Origin of the sequence: Flavobacterium sp. Root901, assembly GCF_001429765.1 — a bacterium.
In the GTDB taxonomy this organism is placed as follows: domain Bacteria; phylum Bacteroidota; class Bacteroidia; order Flavobacteriales; family Flavobacteriaceae; genus Flavobacterium.
Genome location: NZ_LMJB01000007.1, coordinates 505922 through 525053 on the forward strand (window position 1 = coordinate 505922; position 19132 = coordinate 525053).

Annotated in this window: 15 protein-coding genes; 10 read left to right on the top strand and 5 right to left on the bottom strand. The window is 39.1% G+C overall.

What is annotated here, in order from left to right:
* Nucleotides 1–340: 340 nt before the first annotated feature.
* Nucleotides 341–862 (bottom strand): IS1 family transposase, encoded by a 522-nt coding sequence (locus tag ASE21_RS15350; protein ID WP_317039151.1) that lies wholly within the window; start codon nucleotides 860–862, stop codon nucleotides 341–343.
* Between the two features lie 429 nt (nucleotides 863–1291).
* Here ASE21_RS15350 and ASE21_RS15355 point away from each other — a divergent pair, with 429 nt between their 5' ends.
* The 4 genes from ASE21_RS15355 to nhaA all read left to right on the top strand — a co-directional run bounded on the left by ASE21_RS15355 (nucleotide 1292) and on the right by nhaA (nucleotide 6010).
* Entirely contained in the window at nucleotides 1292–2083 is a 792-nt protein-coding gene (locus ASE21_RS15355; protein ID WP_128414705.1) for a hypothetical protein, read from the top strand.
* A gap of 95 nt (nucleotides 2084–2178) precedes the next feature.
* Entirely contained in the window at nucleotides 2179–3228 is a 1050-nt protein-coding gene (locus ASE21_RS15360) for a hypothetical protein (protein WP_057123564.1), read from the top strand.
* Nucleotides 3218–4348, top strand: coding sequence for a hypothetical protein (locus ASE21_RS15365; RefSeq protein WP_057123565.1), 1131 nt, complete (start codon nucleotides 3218–3220; stop codon nucleotides 4346–4348). Before ASE21_RS15360 ends, ASE21_RS15365 begins: the two co-directional genes overlap by 11 nt.
* 474 nt (nucleotides 4349–4822) lie before the next feature.
* On the top strand, nucleotides 4823–6010 hold the full coding sequence (nhaA, locus tag ASE21_RS15375; protein WP_057123567.1) for a Na+/H+ antiporter NhaA: 1188 nt from the start codon (nucleotides 4823–4825) through the stop codon (nucleotides 6008–6010).
* Nucleotides 6011–6097: 87 nt separating this feature from the next.
* Here the strand turns inward: nhaA and ASE21_RS15380 are convergent, their stop codons facing one another.
* The 3 genes from ASE21_RS15380 to ASE21_RS15390 form a co-directional block, all read right to left on the bottom strand.
* The gene (locus ASE21_RS15380; protein ID WP_057123568.1) at nucleotides 6098–7411 is read right to left on the bottom strand and encodes a DUF389 domain-containing protein; all 1314 of its coding nucleotides are present in this window, start codon (nucleotides 7409–7411) and stop codon (nucleotides 6098–6100) included.
* A gap of 221 nt (nucleotides 7412–7632) precedes the next feature.
* Complete coding sequence (locus ASE21_RS15385) at nucleotides 7633–8568, bottom strand: hypothetical protein (RefSeq protein WP_057123602.1); 936 nt, start codon at nucleotides 8566–8568, stop codon at nucleotides 7633–7635.
* A gap of 85 nt (nucleotides 8569–8653) precedes the next feature.
* Nucleotides 8654–9193, bottom strand: a complete 540-nt coding sequence (locus ASE21_RS15390; RefSeq protein WP_057123569.1) for a helix-turn-helix domain-containing protein — start codon at nucleotides 9191–9193, stop codon at nucleotides 8654–8656.
* Between the two features lie 659 nt (nucleotides 9194–9852).
* On the opposite strand from ASE21_RS15390, the gene ASE21_RS21770 reads away from it, so the two are divergent.
* Complete coding sequence (locus ASE21_RS21770) at nucleotides 9853–10095, top strand: single-stranded DNA-binding protein (RefSeq protein ID WP_128414706.1); 243 nt, start codon at nucleotides 9853–9855, stop codon at nucleotides 10093–10095.
* Between the two features lie 427 nt (nucleotides 10096–10522).
* A complete protein-coding gene (locus tag ASE21_RS15405; protein WP_057123571.1) occupies nucleotides 10523–10810 on the top strand; it encodes a DUF6965 family protein in 288 nt (95 codons plus the stop codon).
* A 71-nt stretch (nucleotides 10811–10881) separates the two neighbouring features.
* Here ASE21_RS15405 and ASE21_RS15410 read toward each other — a convergent pair whose 3' ends face one another.
* On the bottom strand, nucleotides 10882–11328 hold the full coding sequence (locus ASE21_RS15410) for a response regulator (RefSeq protein WP_057123572.1): 447 nt from the start codon (nucleotides 11326–11328) through the stop codon (nucleotides 10882–10884).
* 367 nt (nucleotides 11329–11695) lie between these two features.
* Here ASE21_RS15410 and dinB point away from each other — a divergent pair, with 367 nt between their 5' ends.
* The 4 genes from dinB (at nucleotide 11696) to ASE21_RS15430 (ending at nucleotide 19081) form a co-directional block, all read left to right on the top strand.
* On the top strand, nucleotides 11696–12877 hold the full coding sequence (gene dinB, locus ASE21_RS15415) for a DNA polymerase IV (RefSeq protein WP_082603488.1): 1182 nt from the start codon (nucleotides 11696–11698) through the stop codon (nucleotides 12875–12877).
* A 4-nt stretch (nucleotides 12878–12881) separates the two neighbouring features.
* A complete protein-coding gene (locus ASE21_RS15420; protein WP_057123574.1) occupies nucleotides 12882–15938 on the top strand; it encodes a DNA polymerase III subunit alpha in 3057 nt (1018 codons plus the stop codon).
* 33 nt (nucleotides 15939–15971) lie between these two features.
* Nucleotides 15972–16592 carry an alpha-ketoglutarate-dependent dioxygenase AlkB family protein gene (locus ASE21_RS15425; RefSeq protein ID WP_057123575.1) on the top strand — a complete coding sequence of 207 codons (621 nt, stop codon included), beginning with the start codon at nucleotides 15972–15974 and terminating at the stop codon, nucleotides 16590–16592.
* A gap of 170 nt (nucleotides 16593–16762) precedes the next feature.
* On the top strand, nucleotides 16763–19081 hold the full coding sequence (locus ASE21_RS15430; RefSeq protein WP_082603489.1) for an ATP-dependent helicase: 2319 nt from the start codon (nucleotides 16763–16765) through the stop codon (nucleotides 19079–19081).
* Nucleotides 19082–19132 lie beyond the last annotated feature (51 nt).

Below are 19132 nucleotides of genomic sequence, written 5' to 3' on the forward strand. Positions count from 1 at the left end.
CTTGTCTAAATAATAAGGAAGGATTATTTTGTAATGACAACAAAAAAACTATGTAAAGTTTAAAAAGTAAAATTAAACTTTTATTTCATTTACACAAACCCATAAGAATATACTTCCTATTTTGATTTTTTATTAACTAATCATTGGACCTGATACTATTTTCCGTCACAAAAAGTGAAGGCGAATTTTACTAATGTTTCACTAGTTTCAGTTTTATGGCAGAATCGTGGCATATTGCATTCTAGAAAATCAAAAACGCACAAAAATCAAGACCTTCCGAATTTAGGTTCGAATCGTGGAGAACAAACAATCGTCCTAATTGTACTTACTGTTTTATTGCTCAAATCCAAAAATAAATCTTCAGAACAGCAGTAAAAATCACTAAACTTTTACTGAAGCAGATTGTCCTGCGGTTGAGTCGTTTCAGATGAGTTTTAAGTGTGAGATTCTTCCTTTCAATATGGTTTGTACCGAAACGTTTTACCGAATGCAGTTTCTCGTCAATCAAATATCTGTAGTTTTTCAATCTGTCCGTAAATATCTTTTTAGCATCAGATAATTTTAAAGTTTCCAGAACACCGTTAAGCGTTTTATTGGTTCGCTTCCCAACATTAAAACTCACAACTGTTTTAGAATTCTTTTCCAAAGCATAAACCAGCCAGATATAATTTTTCTTGTCTTGGATATAAGTACACAGTTCATCTACTACATAAGTATTGCCTTTGCTGATAATGGGTTTGGAAATACTTCCTGCAATAGAAACAATCCTTTTCAATAATGTTGTAGTAGAAATTTTTAATATTCTTGCTGTGCTTCTTATTCCCAAACCTTCTTTGGTTAATTGAATAATATTTTGATTGATAAAAGAGACTGAGAAACAATATGACTATAAAAGCTGGAAAAGTTAACTCCAAAATGTACAAATGATAAGTATTGATAATAAAACCGCTGTTTATAACAGTCCCGGCGGATCAAAAATAAATCTAATTGATGATTGTGCTTTAAAAGTAACAGATGTTCAAAATGAATGGGCTTAAATTAAACCTGCCGAAAATATTTTTGGAAATGAAAAAACACAAAGGTATTAATGGATCGATAAAATGGCGCGATAAGGATATAATTAAAGTTAGAATAATTGCAAGAACTATTGACTATAGATAATACATTAAAACAATAATTGGCTATCGAACCGGAAAAGAACTTATTTTCTTTTTAAGTTGACACTAGTGTAATAATGTATATATTTATAGAATTGAAAACAAAAAAAATCTATCCATAACTAAAAATACTTATGAGATTAAAACTAGTTGGTAAAAAAAAACTTACCTACATACTATTTCTTTTTATTACCGTGAATTATGCCCAAAATGGAACATTTAAAAAAAATAAAACCACACCGAGCATTAAAACCAAATTAGAGACATTAGCATCAATTGAAAAAGTCTGTCAAACCATAATAGACGATTATTACGTTAATCCAAGTAGTATTACTTTAACTGAAAGTAATATTAGCGGCACTTCCACAGATAAAAATTTGCTTGAAGTATTCAATGATATTTCGGTTGAATTTAAAAAAAACAAAAATAGTACTACCGAAAGTACTCGAACTGAAACTAAAGTAAGTAATGCAATGTCATTTAACGAAGTGTACCCGAAGGAAAAATATGATGCTTTGATAGCTCATGGCGCTGCTTTTGTCAAAAAATCTGAATTGCTTTCACAATCGTTGCAAAAGAAAGGAACCGAATTTGACACAGCTGCTAAAGCAAATAATATTGAAGAAGTTAAAAAGGCGTACACTAAAATGGGATTGGCATTTAATGTTATGTGTACTAAGCTTGATAGCGCAATACTGGAATTGAGAAGAACACAACCGTATATAGTTGAAACCTATACAAAAATGACGGCTGTTAGCAACGAAACAGATACTTTAAAAAAAGTAGAAACTACCGTTGATGCCACAAGCAGTATGGTTGGAATCCTATATTATTTATCGGCTATTAAAAATTGTAATACTGTTGTCTCTAAAATTCAAGAACATTTGGCACAATTATCTAAGGCATCAGCTACCCAAAAAGGTTGATTTGTATAGCGGTCCATACAAATTGTTTAATATTATTTTGAAGTCTGAATACATCATAAATTAACCATACAGGTCGAATATAAATATCACTTAAAATGCATAAAATAAAAATCCTACTACTATTTCTTTCCCTTTCACTAAGCTGCTTTTCACAACTTAAAACCAATAATCAAAACGAAATTAATAAAGATTTGTATCGTTTAAATTTAAATGATTCGGTCAAATCAGTCGTTTATGACCGTACCTTTTACAAAGAAGATCTTACAGCATATGAAATAGATGATATCACAGATATAGTAATATTACGCCAAAACTCATACGAATCATATGAATTTAATAAATATGGTTTGATATCAAGACATTTTTCCGATTCGCTAGTATATGACCCAAAAGATCTTCAAAATAATTTCAAATATGAATTGGATAAAAAGGTGTATCGGGTACCTGATTGGACGGGAATGGCTAATTTAAATATGCAAAATGTGAATAAAACTACGTTTAAAAGGTCTAACTGTTTTAAAAATTTAGACTCGGATTTTGCGTATAAATATAATTTCGACAAAAACGGTAAAATAACTGCTGAAAAAGAATATTTTGTAAACAAAGATGTTTCTAATAATATAATTGAAACTCAACTATACCAGACCAAAAAATATGTATATGATGTTAAAGGCAATTTAATCCAGCAACGCTTAATTAATGAAGGAGAATACAAGGAAAATAATTATTATACGGAAAAAGATGGGGCGCATGAAAAATGGATCTATGAATATGATGTTAAAAATCGCTTAATTAAAGTAACTGAAATGTATGCTGTAGAACCTCAGGAAGTACAAGAGCCACCTATAGTACAGAAATACAAATATCATCCTACCGAAAATTACGTTACTGAGGTTGAAATATTTTACGAGGATGGTTTTGGCAGTTATGGTAAATATAAAAAAGCTAAATTTTATTATAACAAAAATGCAGATATCATAGCATGTGAATACTTAAATGATAATTTACCTAAACAAGAAAAAGTCTTTTACGAATATGAGTATGATAGTCATAACAATTGGATAAAATGTAAACTTAGACGCAATTCAATGCAGGACGAGGTGATTAAAACTATAAAAAGAAAAATTTCATATTATGGAAATTAAATTGAATTTTAAAGAAGTTATTGTAGGTTTTGCATTGATATACTGTAGCCTTTGCGGTGCCCAGGAAAACAAATTAAAAGCAAACAGATCGTTAAATTTAAACGGCCCTGTGAAGACCGTAAATACAGTTTATTCCTTTTACAAACAAAGCATTACACCACTGGTAAAATACCGTGTTTTATTTGAAAATGATATTGCTAATGATGATTCTTACGAATTTAATAAAGAGGGACTTCCTATACAAAAAGCAATTACTCATAGAACCAAAGGTTATGAAGATCGTCCCGAGGGGGAATTATATAAATATCAATATGATGAGAAAGACTATATTTTAAAGAAAGATTTGTTGCCTTACCTAAGCATTTCGAAACCATTATCCATTGATTTGGATTTACAAATTCAGACGAATTTTGCCATTGAAAATAGATTTAAAAATGACAAAGACTATAAAATAGCCAAACTAGACAGCGCAAATATAGCACTAAATCAACATCAAGATCGATATAGCGATCTAAGACAGTTTCAATATCAATATAAAACTGAGGGAAATAAAATTATTGAAGAAAAGGTTTATTATAAACCTAAACCTGAGCAAAAAATATTTAAATCCCCTTCTGAAAACGAACTACTGTTAGTAAAGACATTTAAATACGATTCGAAAGGAAACCTAACAGAATGTAATTTTGATTCTAAGAACACAGGCCCATATCGCGACAGTAATGGAGACAATAAATTTAGCTATGCTTGTGACACTAAATTTAAATGTTACTACGATGACAAAAGCAAAATCGCCAAGATAACTTGGAGTAACTATTTAAGAACATTCCTTACCGCAATTTATACTTATGACTCTACCAATACTTATGTTCAAAAAATACATATTACAGGTCAACAAACTTATCCCTATCCAAGTGATGATCTGGTTTTCAACTATAATGAAAATAACGATTTAGTGGAAGTCAATTTTATTAGTGAAGATGAAATAAATCAGCCAGCAAACAGATATTATGAATATGAATACGATAATCATAAAAACTGGATTAAGTGTAAGATGTATTTAGAAGGGAATAAAAATGAACTAACAGCTACAATGGAACGAAAGATTCAATATTTTAAATAGCAGATTGTTGAAAATCTGAAACTGGACTTCATACGTCTTTTTACCATAAAAACTAAAGCTTATTTTTCTAATTTTTCAGCAATGTAAGTTTTATGGCGGAATCATTGCACAATAAAATTTGCAAAAGCATTACCTCAACAAAACATAGAATTCTTTATAAAAGGTTCGAATGGCGCAGTAGAAACAGATTCTGATTAATCAATGGTTCGAATCCTGTTCCCGCTACTATAAAAAAAGTAAAGCCCGCGATATATATCGCAGGCTTTTTTTGGTTCGATAATGACATCATACTTCTTTTGAATATAGAAAAAACTGAGTATCTACAAGCAAGATCGGTTTGAGTCCCGCTCTGGTAAATGATAGCATTCCATAATAAAACTGAAACATTAATTTTACCTAACAACCAGCGCTGAAATGTAAAATCATTAAAGTACTGCATTGCTATTTCACTAATTCCTTCCTAAATTTGCAGATATGGGAAAACTAATCAATCTAAAATGTCTTAAACATTTTTTTGCGTCATCTTCTGCAGGCGGCATTATTTTACTGGTATGTGTGATAGTATCTTTAATTATTGCGAACTCATCTCTGGCTGGGCAGTTTTCCAATATATTAAATTATGAACTGGGAACAGAATTCAAATCAATCAGTTTAAAATTCCCTGTTTTAATATGGATAAATGACGGGCTGATGGCGGTTTTCTTTCTTTTGGTTGGATTAGAAATCAAAAGGGAAATTACAGAAGGTGAGCTTTCTACCTTCAGGCAGGCATCCCTGCCGGTGCTTGCAGCTCTCGGCGGAGTGGCTGTTCCAGCACTCATATATGCGTCATTTAACTCATCTGATCCTCACACCAGTGCCGGCTGGGGTATTCCAATGGCGACTGATATTGCATTTGCTTTAGGAATACTTTCGCTTTTAGGCAATAAGGTTCCTGCGGGGCTTAAAATTTTACTGGCTGCGCTTGCTATTGTGGATGACCTGATTGCGATTCTGATAATTGCCGTGTTCTATTCCAGCGAAATTCATTTCAATTATCTGGGTTATGCGGCAGCGGTTTTTCTTCTTCAGATAGTTTTCAATAGAATGGGACTAAAAAACCTTTTCTTTTATATTATTCCCGGCATTCTTATGTGGTATTTAATACATCATTCGGGTATACATGCAACAATTTCAGGTGTTCTTACCGCACTGACGCTGCCTGTAAATGGAGAAAAAGGCGGGTCCCCGCTTGAAAAGCTTGAACATATGCTTACTAATCCGGTGAATTTTCTAATAATGCCGATTTTTGCAGCTGCCAATACTAACATAACCTTTGAAAGCGGAATGATCGAGGGACTTTTAGGAAGTCTGGGACTTGGAATTGTTTTAGGGTTATTTCTCGGTAAACCGGCAGGGATATTTTTCATGTCCTGGATCTCTGTTAAATTAAAAGTTTCGCAGCTGCCTGAAAATACGAATTGGCCGCATATATTGGGTCTTGGGCTTTTAGGAGGCATCGGTTTTACAATGTCCATATTTATAGCACTGCTCTCTTTTAAAAATCCTGAATTTCAGACAGAAGCAAAATTTGCTGTGCTTACCGCATCCATAGTATCTGGTATATGCGGTTTTATGGTGCTCAATATCTATAATAAAAAAAAGAGACATTATTCTTCCTGAATCAATGTGCTTTTTTTAAAAAGATTTATTCGACTATCAAACCTGAAGACATTTTTTAAAATACAGTTCCATTTTATTATCTATAAACTATTGTTTCCTGTAAAGTTCGACACTTTTTAAAGAAAGTCTCTGACCAAGCCATTTCCTGAACTTTTCCTTTTCTGCAGCGTTCAGATCCTTATCCGCCCCATACAGCACTGCAGTTATATTTACTACGGTACTGTCCTTCTCATTCACCAGTTTGTGGTTTGAAATAGAAAGCGCATTTAGGGAGGGATAAAGAATGCGGGACTCTTTTAAAATCCTTATATTGTCAAAACTATTTTCTGCAAGCTGTTTTTTAAGCTGGGCAATTTTTACATCTTTAGCGTTAATCTGATTTTCAGTTCCTTTAATCTGATTTAAAATATCTCCTTTCAACGCACTAAACCTATCGGATGTATCTTGTCGGATAACCAGTTCTGCTCCGGCAAGGAATCTATTTTTATCCATGACAGAATCTAAATGAACGATTTCTTTCTTTGAAAACCTTTTGGTAAGAAAAGCAAGTTCGAGTGCTTTTTTTGCAGGAGTGAAAGTACTCTTTTTATATATTACAGTATAACCCTTTGAGGAAAATTCATTTTCAATAAATAAATCTGCATTCTTTAAAAACTGCTGTTCTCGGTAAAGCGAAAACGCCAGGTAAGCACTTGGAATAAGCATAACGGCCGTAAGCAGTGTTATAATAATACGCACCTGCTTCTGCTGCTTCTCATCGACCTGTCTTTTTGCAGGATATTTGAGGTATTTAACAATCAGGAAAGTAGCAATTCCTATAAAAACACAATTGATGCAGTAAAGATAAAATGCACCGAAGAAAAAGGTCCATTGTCCAGTTGCGAGACCATAACCCGCTGTACATAAAGGCGGCATAAGTGCTGTAGCGATCGCAACGCCTGGTATAGGATTGCCCTTCTCCGTTCTGGTTACCGCAATCACTCCAACAATACCTCCAAAAAAAGCAATCAAAATATCATATATGTTTGGTGAGGTACGCGCCAGAAGTTCAGACTGCACCTCTTTAAACGGACTCACTGCAAAATAGATCGTAGAAACCGTTAAACTCACAAGTGTAGCGGTAAGCAGATTACGAAGGGATTTCTTGAGAAGAGTAAAATCGTAAATGCCAAGAGCAAAACCAGCCCCCACAATAGGCCCCATAAGCGGCGAGATAAGCATCGCTCCAATAATGACAGCCGTGGAATTTACATTGAGCCCGACAGAAGCTATTAATATTGCGCATGCAAGTATCCAAAGGTTAGCGCCTTTAAAACTGATATTTTTAATAACACTTTCCAGTATTTTTTCTTTATTGTCTTCCCCTTCACGGAGATTCAGCAGATCGGTAATTCTATTCATTTTTAGGCCTTTTATTTTACTAATTTAAGTATTATCGTTTTGGAAAGCAAGATTTAAATGTAGAGGATTAAAAACTTTCCATTCAAAATAATACAGAATTAACTAATCAGATTAGGTTAGATGATTCCCCAGATACCGATAATGATCAAAAGTATCTTACTTCCCACAACCTGCCATTATTGAAATCAGTTTTTAATTGTTTTTATAGTCGAATTTTATTTTTATTCTATCTTAAATTTTTCGTTTTTACAATCTAGAATTAGTTTATGATTTAAGAAAAGTTTATTTCCTATCATTCCCTGCATTCCCGAACGTTTCATTAAAAATTTCTGCAGCTCGGATATTCCTTCAATGTAGGTAACTTCAGAAAGATGTAATGTTTTGTTATTAAATTGTATTTTCTTTCTCGCGGAAGTAGAATAAATGCTCAGCGTTGTGCCCCATGAATTTCCTTTTTCCTTCTCTACGGGGCTGTTTTTTATTCGGTAGTTCTGCCAGTTCTCTTTTGTCGTAATTAATTCATAACCACTGGTTCCCGAATCGTAAAGTAATTTTAGATTTTCATTTTCAACATCTGCCGAAATTAGAATTTTACGTTTTTTGAATTCAAAATCGGAGAAATCACTTTCTTTAAATGTTTCAGCAAAATTACACAGGTTGTTTTTAAAGTCGAGAACCATAATTCTTTTTTCTAATAAATCAGTTCCGATTGTGCCAATTATATGCACTGCTTCTGGATTCTCAAAGTCAATCTTGCTGCCATAATCCAGAACTTTAAATGTATTAGAAATAACTTTGAGATCCCCGATTCTAAAAGCTGCTTGAACCTGATTGCGGTCATTTACCCTAATAGGATTATGGAATTTTTCTTTAATTGATTTTAAAGAATTTCTGTAAAAAACAGTAACAGGCGAACCTGTGTCAAACTGCATATAGAAAGTCTGGTCAATTCCATTGATTTTTACAGGTAAAAGCAAGGCAGAATGTGAATTTTCTTCGCTTGAAATCCATTTCATAGGAATATTTTCTGCAGCTCCGCAGACATTTAAATAGTTTTCCGGCGGAGAGAATTTATTTTGAAAATAAAGATATCCTCCTAAGAACAATAAAATGATAACAGCTAAAACTGCGGCGCCGATTTTCTTAAATAATTTCATGTTTTTTTTCAGCAAGATTCGGTTTTAATTTCCGATTTTCGATTAAAAACAATACGACATTTTTACGTCAGTTTTATGACTTTGGCTATAAGAAACTGGTTTTAAGCTTTATAGACAGCTGCTGTTTTTGGTTTAAACTGATCCCGTTTATAATAACTATCAATAATTTTAAACCCAAAATGATAAGCAACGGAATAAGAAAAAGCGGGAACTGCAGCGAAAACAAGCTTTGAACAAACGGACTTACAATCATTAAAACGGAAAGAATAAGACTTAAGAGAATTTGAAGGCCTGCGATTTGTTTTCCAAATTCTTTATTTATTGAATCTTCGGTTTTATGAGTTAAAATTAAAGGAAAAATAACGCTTCCAAATGGGATAATAAGTCCGGATAACACAGAAAGATTAATTAGTTTGGCTCTTTCGATTGTGATATTTTCATTTTTAACAAGCAGGTTATCAGGTTTGGTTTCTAAAGTCTGCGCCACTTTTTTTAACGTAAATCCTTTAAGAATATGTCCGGCTTCAACCCGCTGAATGGTACGCAGCGAAAGGCCTGATTTTTCGGCAAGTTCATTTTGAGTCATGTTTTTTTCTTCTCTCAGAATTTTGACTTTATTCTTCATGGTTTTTGGATTTAGTGCTAAGGCGAAATTATAAAAAAACTTTGATTCTGATTGTTTGACCTGCTTCTGACTCTATAGTTATTAAAGAATAGTCTAAACAAAAAGCTCGAGATTTGTCTAATGCTTTTATCCTGGGGAGCCCTGAGGGGTCAATTTCAGCTGTCTGACGGAAGACTGCACATAAAAAAACTCCCATAAAAGGGAGTTCTTAGGCGGCCGGCGGTTGCCTGAAAAGTATATGGTAATTAACTAAATCATTTGGGACAGAACCTCCAGACGAACCCCGCCGGTCCCCTGTTTTTTCTGACTGACTCTATAGTACCATTACCAGTATAAGACAAATTTACGGCAGTTTAAACAGTCCTCCCTTACAGCATCTTCCGATAATCTTACAGTATTTCTAGCCCTTACAGGATCCAGCTTAAGAGGGCGAAAACCTTCTTCAATTCAAAACGGGCTGAAAGGGCAGCCAAAGTAGTGCCCGTCCTCACCTGCATGCGCATAACGGCTCTGCGCCGCCCTTCGGGACTTATAGCACTCCGGCCTGCAGCCGGCACTCTCCTTCTGCTTTCTTTTTTCCCGTTTTTTCTTTTGAAAATTTTCTTGCAGGGCATGGGAAAAGAAAACTCAAAACAAGTATTCACTAAAAATCAAACATCATGGAAATCACAGGACGAATTGTAAAGGATGCCTCAGCAGTTAAAGTAAAAGAAAACCGCCAGGTGGTAAACTTCTCCATAGCAGCCAATGACAGTTACAAACCCAAAGCAGGCACCGAAGTTAAAAAGATGGTAACTATTGATAAAAGAGCGCATGAAAAAGAAGGACTAAAAAAGCAAACCGATAATCCTATCGGCTTTTTTTATTTCAGGCAGGAAACTTTGGAAGCCCGCCAGCCTTAAGGCCGGCGGGCTCCGGATTGTAAAGGACTTTTAATTGTTTGATGCTCACGGCCTGCAGAAGGCAATTAAAAAAGCCCTTAACTTAATAAGGGCTTTACCGTATGATTTAAAAGGCTTATAATGATTTCAGTAACAAATATAAGAAATAAAAAAGTTTCTATTATTAAAAGCCACGTTTTTAACTCTCTGCCTCACCTGATACAAACATCCAATGCCTTCTGGTATTTCAAAGCCAGCCCGGGCATCTGGAAATAAAAGCTTCAGCATTCCGCAAAACCAGCACAGAAAAAAAACCAAAAAAAGAGAGAAAAATAATCCGCTGGCTTTCAAAAGGGTGCGGACCAAAAAGGCGTAAATCCAGGGCCAATCAGGCATAAGCAAGATTCTCTGCCTTGTCTCATGTCTGCTTTATATGTAATTTTGCAGCATGAATTACGAAGAAATAAAGCGATATTTTGAGACCAGTCCTCCACCGGCGCAGGTCGAATGGACACCCTGGGCAAAGATCACCGATACGCAGGTTTTTTTAAGAAGCTGTTATATCGGCATCCGAAACTTTAACGGTCCTGTGGACCGCTGTCCGGCCTGGTGGCACCTGAGGGATTTTTATTTACTGATCAAAAAAACGACACAGCAGGCACCTGTGGAAAAAACAGACCAGACTGCTATTGAAGAACCTGCGGACAGCACGCCTGCAGCTCAAGCAGCCCTATAGCACTATCCGTATTTTCATAAAAGCCCTTCATAATCCATGAGGGCTTTTTTAAAATCTAAGTTTATTAAATTTCAAGCCAGAAGAAATTTCTCTTTATTGGTTTTGGAAATACTCCAGTCCAAGCTCATGATCGATGCCAGCAGTCTTTTCAGCCCTTGAAAGGTACTGGGCTTAACGGCATAAAAGTCAGCTCCTAATTCATACGAGAGCTCAATATTTTCAGGACTGCTGCTGGTGGAAAGCATAATTATCCTCAGATGTTTCAAACGATTTTCTGCATTTCGTATTTCCTTAAGACATTCAAATCCGTTTTTCACTGGCATATTAATATCCAAAAATACAATTTCCGGGATTTCTGACGGATTTCTATAAAGATAATCAAGGAGTTTCTGGCCGTCTTCTGCCTGGTGCACTTCAAGCTGTAAATCAAGTTCAGCTGCGGCCTCCAGAAATAACAATCGATCGTCCTGGTCATCATCTGCATGAAAAATAATTTTATGGGAATTATGTTCTAACATAGTTTAGACATTTATGCCGTTATTAAAGAAAATAATCTAAAACCTGCAATGCCTTTGCAGGTAAACATTTGAACACACTAGTAGGTAGTTAATATCTTACAAAGATAACTCTTTTTCTTATAATCATCATAACATATTTCACCGCAGAATTGCAGCTTCTGAAAACAGCTGAGCTGAAAATTTTACAAAAACACTTTTAAATTGATTTTACGTAAATTCTGAATAAACATTTTTTCAATCAAAAATCCCCATTTCAAATCCCCAGCAAAATAAGAACTTTATAAAATTGTTATCATTTGTAACATAATATTTTTTAAAAATGTTCTTATACGTTACTAATTTTGATCTGTATAAAATGAATAGCACTATGAACCGGGCAGTTGTACACATCGATATGAATACGTTTTTCGTTTCCTGCGAAAGACTGGCTAATTCAGAGCTTAACGGTATCCCGCTGATCATCGGCGGCGGGGAAAGAGGTGTCGTGGCCTCCTGCTCTTACGAAGCCAGAAAATTTGGCGTGCGGTCCGCTATGCCGATCCAGATGGCCCTTAGGTTATGCCCTAATGCCAAAATCATGAAAGGCGATATGGAGCTTTATTCCAGGCTCTCCCATGACATTACCGAAATCATTCAGGAAAAAGCTCCTGTGGTCGAGAAAGCCAGCATTGATGAATTTTATCTTGATATTACAGGCATGGACCGCTTCTATGGAAGTTACAAATGGACTGATGAACTGGCACAGCGCATCACAAAAGAAACCGGCCTTCCGCTCAGCTTTGCGCTTTCCATCAACAAGACTGTCTCTAAAATCGGAACGGGCGAAGCAAAGCAGAAGCAGAATCTGGACATCCCCGAGCACATGGTCCGGCCTTTTTTAAATCCGCTCTCCATACAAAAAATTCCAATGGTTGGGGAGAAAACTTTCCAGCTGCTCTCGCGCATCGGGATCCGCACCATAAGGACCCTTTCTGAAATGCCTGCCGAAGCCCTGCAGCAGATGATCGGAAAAAACGGACTGGAACTCTGGAAAAAAGCCAACGGTATTGACACCGCTGCGGTAGAACCTTATTCGGAAAGAAAATCAATTTCGACCGAACACACTTTTTCGCAGGACACTATTGACATTCCCAAATTAAACAGGGTGCTGCTGGGCATGGTAGAGAAGCTTTCCTATCAGCTTCGATCCGAGCAGTGGCTTACTTCAACGGTTACCGTTAAGGTGCGTTATGCCAATTTTGACACGGAGACCAAACAGTGCAGGGTTCAGTATACTTCGGCAGATCATATCCTCACTAAAACAGTGCAGGAACTCTTTGACAAGCTCTACCAGCGCAGGATGCGGCTGCGTCTTATCGGGGTGCGTTTCAGCGGACTGGTAAGGGGCACTTACCAGATTGACCTCTTCAATGATACTGAAGAAATGCTTGCCCTTTACCAGGCCATGGACAGGATGAAAACCCGCTACGGTTTTGATGCTGTGATGCGCTGTGCGGGGGCCTCCTTTAAACCCAACAGCAAGAATGAAATTTTAAAACGCAAACCCTGATCCCATGTACCTCAACTGCCATTCCTTCCACTCCCTGCGCTACGGCACTATCCCTGTATCAGAACTGGTGCAGCTGGCCGTTTCCTGCGGTGTTAAGGCCATGGCGCTGACCGACATTAATACCGTTACAGGGATTTATGAATTCATCAAAGAATGTGAGGCGTCAGCCATAAAGCCCTTAGCGGGCATGGAATTCCGCTGCGGGCATGAACTGCGTTATATCGGCCTGGCTAAAAATGCCCGGGGCTTTGCCCGGATGAACCGTTTTCTGACCGATCATAATTTTGACGGCACTCCACTGCCCTTATGTGCGCCTGAAATTGAAGATGCATTTTTTATCTATACCATGGAAAACGCCCCTGAAGCATTAAAGGAAAATGAATTCATCGGTATCAGGCCTCATGAAATAACTAAATTGGCAATGCCGGCATGGAAGAATAAAATACCTAAAATGACCGTACTGCAGCCCGTGACTTTCAGGACAAGGACCGAATACAACCTGCACAGGATACTGTGCGCCGTGGACCGCAATATTATCCTTTCAAAACTTACTGCTTCCGACCACTGCAGGGAAAGTGAAATCATGATGCCCCTGGAGTCTCTCACGGAAAAGTACGCAGATTATCCTGCTGTCTTATCCAATACATCCCGTATGATAGAACAGTGCGGTTTTGAATTTGATTTTAAGACGCCTAAAAATAAAAAATACTATACCCAGAGCCGGCAGTCCGACATCGAGCTGCTGACCATTCTTGCCCGGCAGGGTTTGGAATGGCGTTACGGAAAGGACAACATGGAAGCCAAAACCAGAATGGTCAAAGAGCTTAAAATTATTGACCAGCTGGAGTTCAGCGGGTATTTCCTGATTACCTGGGATATCATACGCTACAGTAACACCCGGGGCTTTATGCATATCGGACGCGGGAGCGGTGCCAACAGTATAATAGCCTACTGCCTGGGCATTACCGATATCTGTCCCCTGGAACTCGATCTGTATTTTGAACGCTTTCTGAACCTTAACCGTAAAAGCCCGCCAGACTTCGATATTGACTGGTCGTGGAAAGAGCGCGATGCAATCCTTGAATATATATTTTCGCGCTATGGCGCCGATCATGTAGCCTTCTGCGGCACCAATGTGGAATTTAAATACCGCTCCATATTCCGTGAAGTAGGCAAAGTATTCGGGCTTCCAAAAGAAGAACTCGATACGCTGGCTAAAAATCCCATGGACCTGCACCCGACCAATAAGGTGGTGCGTCAGGTGCAGCAGTACGGCATGCTCCTGGAAAAATACCCCAACCAGCGCAGCATGCACTCCTGCGGCATTCTGATATCGGAAGAACCCATTACCAGCTATACCCCGCTGGAAATGCCCCCGAAAGGTTTTCCTATTGCACTCTTTGATATGCATACAGCCGAAGAGATCGGGCTTGAAAAGTTTGATATTTTAAGCCAGCGGGGGATCGGCCATATTGACGAGAGCGTAAAAATCATTGAGAAAAACCGCGGCATACGCCTCAATATACGGGATACCTCCATTTCCAAGAATGAGCCTTCCTGCAACGAATTCCTTTCAAGAGGCAGGACAATCGGCTGTTTTTATATTGAAAGCCCCGCCATGCGAGGCCTGCTTCGGCGCTTAAAATGCAGTGACTATAAGACCCTGGTGGCTGCTTCCTCCATTATAAGACCCGGTGTGGCGCAGTCCGGAATGATGAAGGAATATATCTACCGCCACAATAACCCTGATAAATTTGAGTATTTCCATCCTGTTTTTAAACAGCAGCTTGGAGAAACCTACGGTATTATGGTGTATCAGGAAGACGTAATTAAAATCGCCCAGCATTACGGCGGGCTTCCGGCTGCCGACGGGGACATCCTGCGCCGTGCCATGTCAGGAAAAGGAAGGTCAAAAGCAGCCCTTCAAAGAGTCAGGGACCATTTTTTTGAATGCTGTGCCGCCAAGGGACATCCCCTGCAGCTCAGCCAGGAAATTTACCGCCAGATCGAATCCTTTGCCGGATATTCCTTCTGTAAGGCGCATTCTGCATCCTATGCTGTGGAAAGCTACCAGAGCCTTTATCTCAAAGTACATTACCCCATAGAGTTTATGACCGCCGTGATCAACAACCAGGGCGGATTTTACCGAACTGAAGTCTATGTACACGAAGCAAGGATGTCAGGGGCATCCATACACAATCCCTGCGTCAATAAAAGCACCTATGAAACCGCCCTTTACGGCCGTGATATCTATCTGGGTTTTATGCAGCTTCAGGGACTGGAATATAAAACAGCTTCCTTTATCGAAGAAGAGCGTAAAGCTAATGGAGAATACAAGTCTTTGGAAGATTTTATCAACCGTGTGCCCGCAGGCATTGAAAGCATCCAGATCCTGATTTTTATCGGGGCCTTTCGTTTTACGGGCAGATCCAAAAATGAACTGCTGATTACCGCGCGTCTGCTGCTGGTAAATTTCAAGCCCGGGGACCGGAACCTTAAACTGCTCCAGGAGCCTGCCAAAGAATTCAAACTGCCGGTGCTGGAACGCTCTTCTTTTGAGGATGCCTTTGATGAAATTGAATTTATCGGATTTCCGGTCACCTGTTCCCCTTTTGATCTGCTGCAGACCAGCTTCAGGGGGGATGTAATGGCAAAAGACCTGCTGAAACATCACAAAAAACAGGTGCGTATGCTCGCCTATCTGATCTCGCGCAAACACGTGCCGACAAAAATGGGCGCCATGTATTTCGGCACCTGGATAGATGCCCAGGGTGAACTTTTTGATACGGCGCATTTCACGGGAAGCTTAAAGGAATACCCTTTCCAGGGAGGCGGCTGTTACCTGCTGCTGGGCAATGTAGAGGTGGACTACCATTTCCCGACCATCACCGTTGTCAAAATGGCAAAAATGCCTTTTATCCCGGACCCCCGGTATGCGCATGAGAACGACTGGAAGTACAAAATGCAGCAGAAACTCCGCGAAGATATCAGCATGACCCACCGCGCCCCTTATCCGCAGGAACATGAAATCAATATTCCAAGGCATAAGATGAACAGCTGAAATAAAAACAAGTCCAATTAAAATGTGAAAAAAATGATGCTTTTTGATGACACCGAAATTTTCTCATCAGGCAGCGGGGGCAGAAAAATATTTGATGTGCCCGACGCAGAGCTGCTGCTGATCGATAATTTTTTTAATAAGGAAGAATCCGATCACTATTATAATTTTTTATATCGAACCACTCACTGGCGGGAATATGAAATGCCCATGTACGATAAAGTAGTCACAGCCCCGCGTATGATTGCCTGGTATGGGGATTCCAGCAGGCCGGAACGTAAATCCAATCCCGACTGGCCCCCGGAACTGCTCGCTGTACGCGAGCGTGTAGAGCAGGAAACCCGGATACAGTTTAACGCCGTGCTGCTGAACCTTTATCGCAGCGGCGGCGACGGCGTGGGGTGGCACAGTGACAAAACCTCATCGAGCAATAAAAACATGAATATTGCTTCGGTTACTTTTGGCGAAACACGTATCTTCCGCCTGCGCCATAAAATACTAAAACATATACCGCCGATAGAAATCCCGCTTCATCACGGCACTTTCCTTCTTATGGCAGGAAACACCAATACGTATTGGGAACATCAGGTCCCCAAAACAGCAAGGCCGGTGCTGCCAAGGATCAATCTCACTTTCAGGCAGGTCAGGCAGACCTGATACTGCCCGTATTGTCATTTTTTTATTCTCCTGCCCTTTTGGACATACCGTATTTGAATTAATTCCATAAATTTGTAAATGCACAACTTTCCCTTCTTTCAATTATTTTTTTAGAAGGTTATCTTCATAAGCAGCAGCGCATTTAATTATATTTAATCTTTTTCCCTGTTATGACCGATCCGATTTTAGAAAACCTCAACCCCAAACAGCTTCAGGCAGTCAAAACCACTGAAGGCTATGTTCGTGTTATTGCAGGTGCGGGATCAGGAAAAACAAAAGCCCTTACCTCCCGCTTTGCCTACATTGTGGACAGGCTTGGCATCAATTCTTCCAATATTCTGTGCGTGACTTTTACCAATAAGGCGGCCCAGGAAATGAAAAAACGTGTCAAGGCGCTGATCGGCGATCTTTACGATGTAAGCTTTATTACCACTTACCATGGTTTCTGCGTACGGTTCCTGCGTGAGGAAATCAATAAAATACACTATCCCAAGAATTTTATCATACTGGATGCCGAAGACCAGAAAACCATCCTCAGGGACGTATTCACAGAACTGGAGATCAATTCCAAAAACCTGACCTTCAAACAGGTCCTGCGTTTTATCTCCAGACAGAAAAGCACTTCGGATTATCTTGGTTATATGATTGAGAACAAAAGTTTCGTGCCGGATGAAAAGGACTCGCTTTCAAGTCAGGTCTACCAGAAATACCTCGACAAACAGAAACGCAATTATGCCCTGGATTTTGATGACCTGATCCATTTTACCGCCTTTATTCTGGACAGTAATCCCGATGTGCTTTTAAAATGGCAGCAGATCCTGCATTACATACAGGTCGATGAGGCCCAGGACAGCTCCGAGAGCCAGTTCCATCTGGTGGAAATGCTCTCGCGTGTGCACCAGAATCTTTTCATGGTAGGGGATCCCGACCAGACCATCTATGAATGGCGCGGGGCAAAACCCGAATATCTTGTCGAGTTTGACCAGATGTTCCCACAAGCTCAGACCATCATTATGAACCAGAATTACCGATCTACGCCCAATATCCTCAAAGTAGGCAACCATATCATTAAAAACAACAAGATAAGGGTAGACAAGGATATGGTGACCGATAATCCCGAAGGTGTGGAAGTGGTGCATTTTCACGGAAAAAATGACTTTGAGGAAACACTGTGGGTGGCTTCGGAAATTAAAGAAATCCTGAAAACGGAAAACGCTTCGTACTCTGATATCACCATACTTTACCGTTCAAACCATCTCTCTCGGAATATCGAGCAGGCCCTCATCAAGGATAACATCCCCTATACCATCTTTGGGGGCGTACGCTTTTTTGAACGTAAAGAAATCAAGGATGTACTGTCTTTGCTAAGACTGATAGTGCAGGGAGACAACTTCTCTTTCCTGCGCATGTTCAACCATCCCTCCAGGGGACTGGGCAAAAAATTTCTGGAAAGACTGAGTCTTCTGGCAGGCGAACAAAACCTCTCACTGCTCAATGCCTTAGAAAATAACATTGAAGATAAGGAGCTTAATAAAAAAGGCGCTGTAGATTTTCTAAGCCTTGCTGCCGAATTAAAAAAAGACGCCCAAAACAATTCCATCTCGGACCTGGTTAAAATCATACTGGACAAAAGCGGGCTTTCCGAACTCTACCGAAAGGACGGCGATGAGGACAGACTGGAAAACATCAAGGAACTGGTAAGCTCTATGATGCTGCTGGAAAAAGAAAACAACGGTCCGCTTAATATTATCGAATACCTTCAGGAGGTCTCCCTTTATACCGATCTTGATAAGGATACCGAAAATCAGGACAAGGTGCGCCTGATGACCATACATATTTCCAAGGGACTGGAGTTCCCATACGTATTCCTGTGCGGTTTTACAGAAGGGGTGCTTCCCAGTGCGCTTTCGATCAAGGAAAGAAGAAAACGCGCCATTGAGGAAGAAAGAAGGCTGATGTACGTAGCAGTTACCAGAGCCGAGAAAAGGTTCTATATGACAGACTCCGAAGGCTTTAATTTTACTACCGGTCTCAATAAATACCCTTCAAGGTTTCTTTTTGAAATCAAGGAAGAATTTTACGTGCGTAAGGGAAAACTCTCCGCTGAAATCCTGCAGGCCGCCCAGTCCACTGCAGCCTCCGCAAATGCCGGGGATACTGCCTTTTCAGAAGGTGATCTGGTAATGCACCCGGTCTGGAACAAAGGAAAGATACAGACTGTTGACCAGGGGAAAAGCCAGTACAAGGTGTACTTTTTTGAAATGGGAAAAGAAAAGCCGATTGATTTCTCTTTTCGTTTTCTGACTGCCGCACCTGAAGAAAATCTGCCCCAGAATGCTTCATCTTCCGAACTCTTAAGCCTGCAGGAAAGCCTGAAAACCGCACCGGACCCTTTTCAGCACGACATGCAGGGTGGTGAACCTGCTGCCGGTATTTTTGAAAATAAAAACAGACCGGAAAGTTTTGAGGACGAGAATGAAAAAAGATAATTCGCAAAGCAAATGGTATAAACCATGGAAATAAACACCTTTTACAATGGA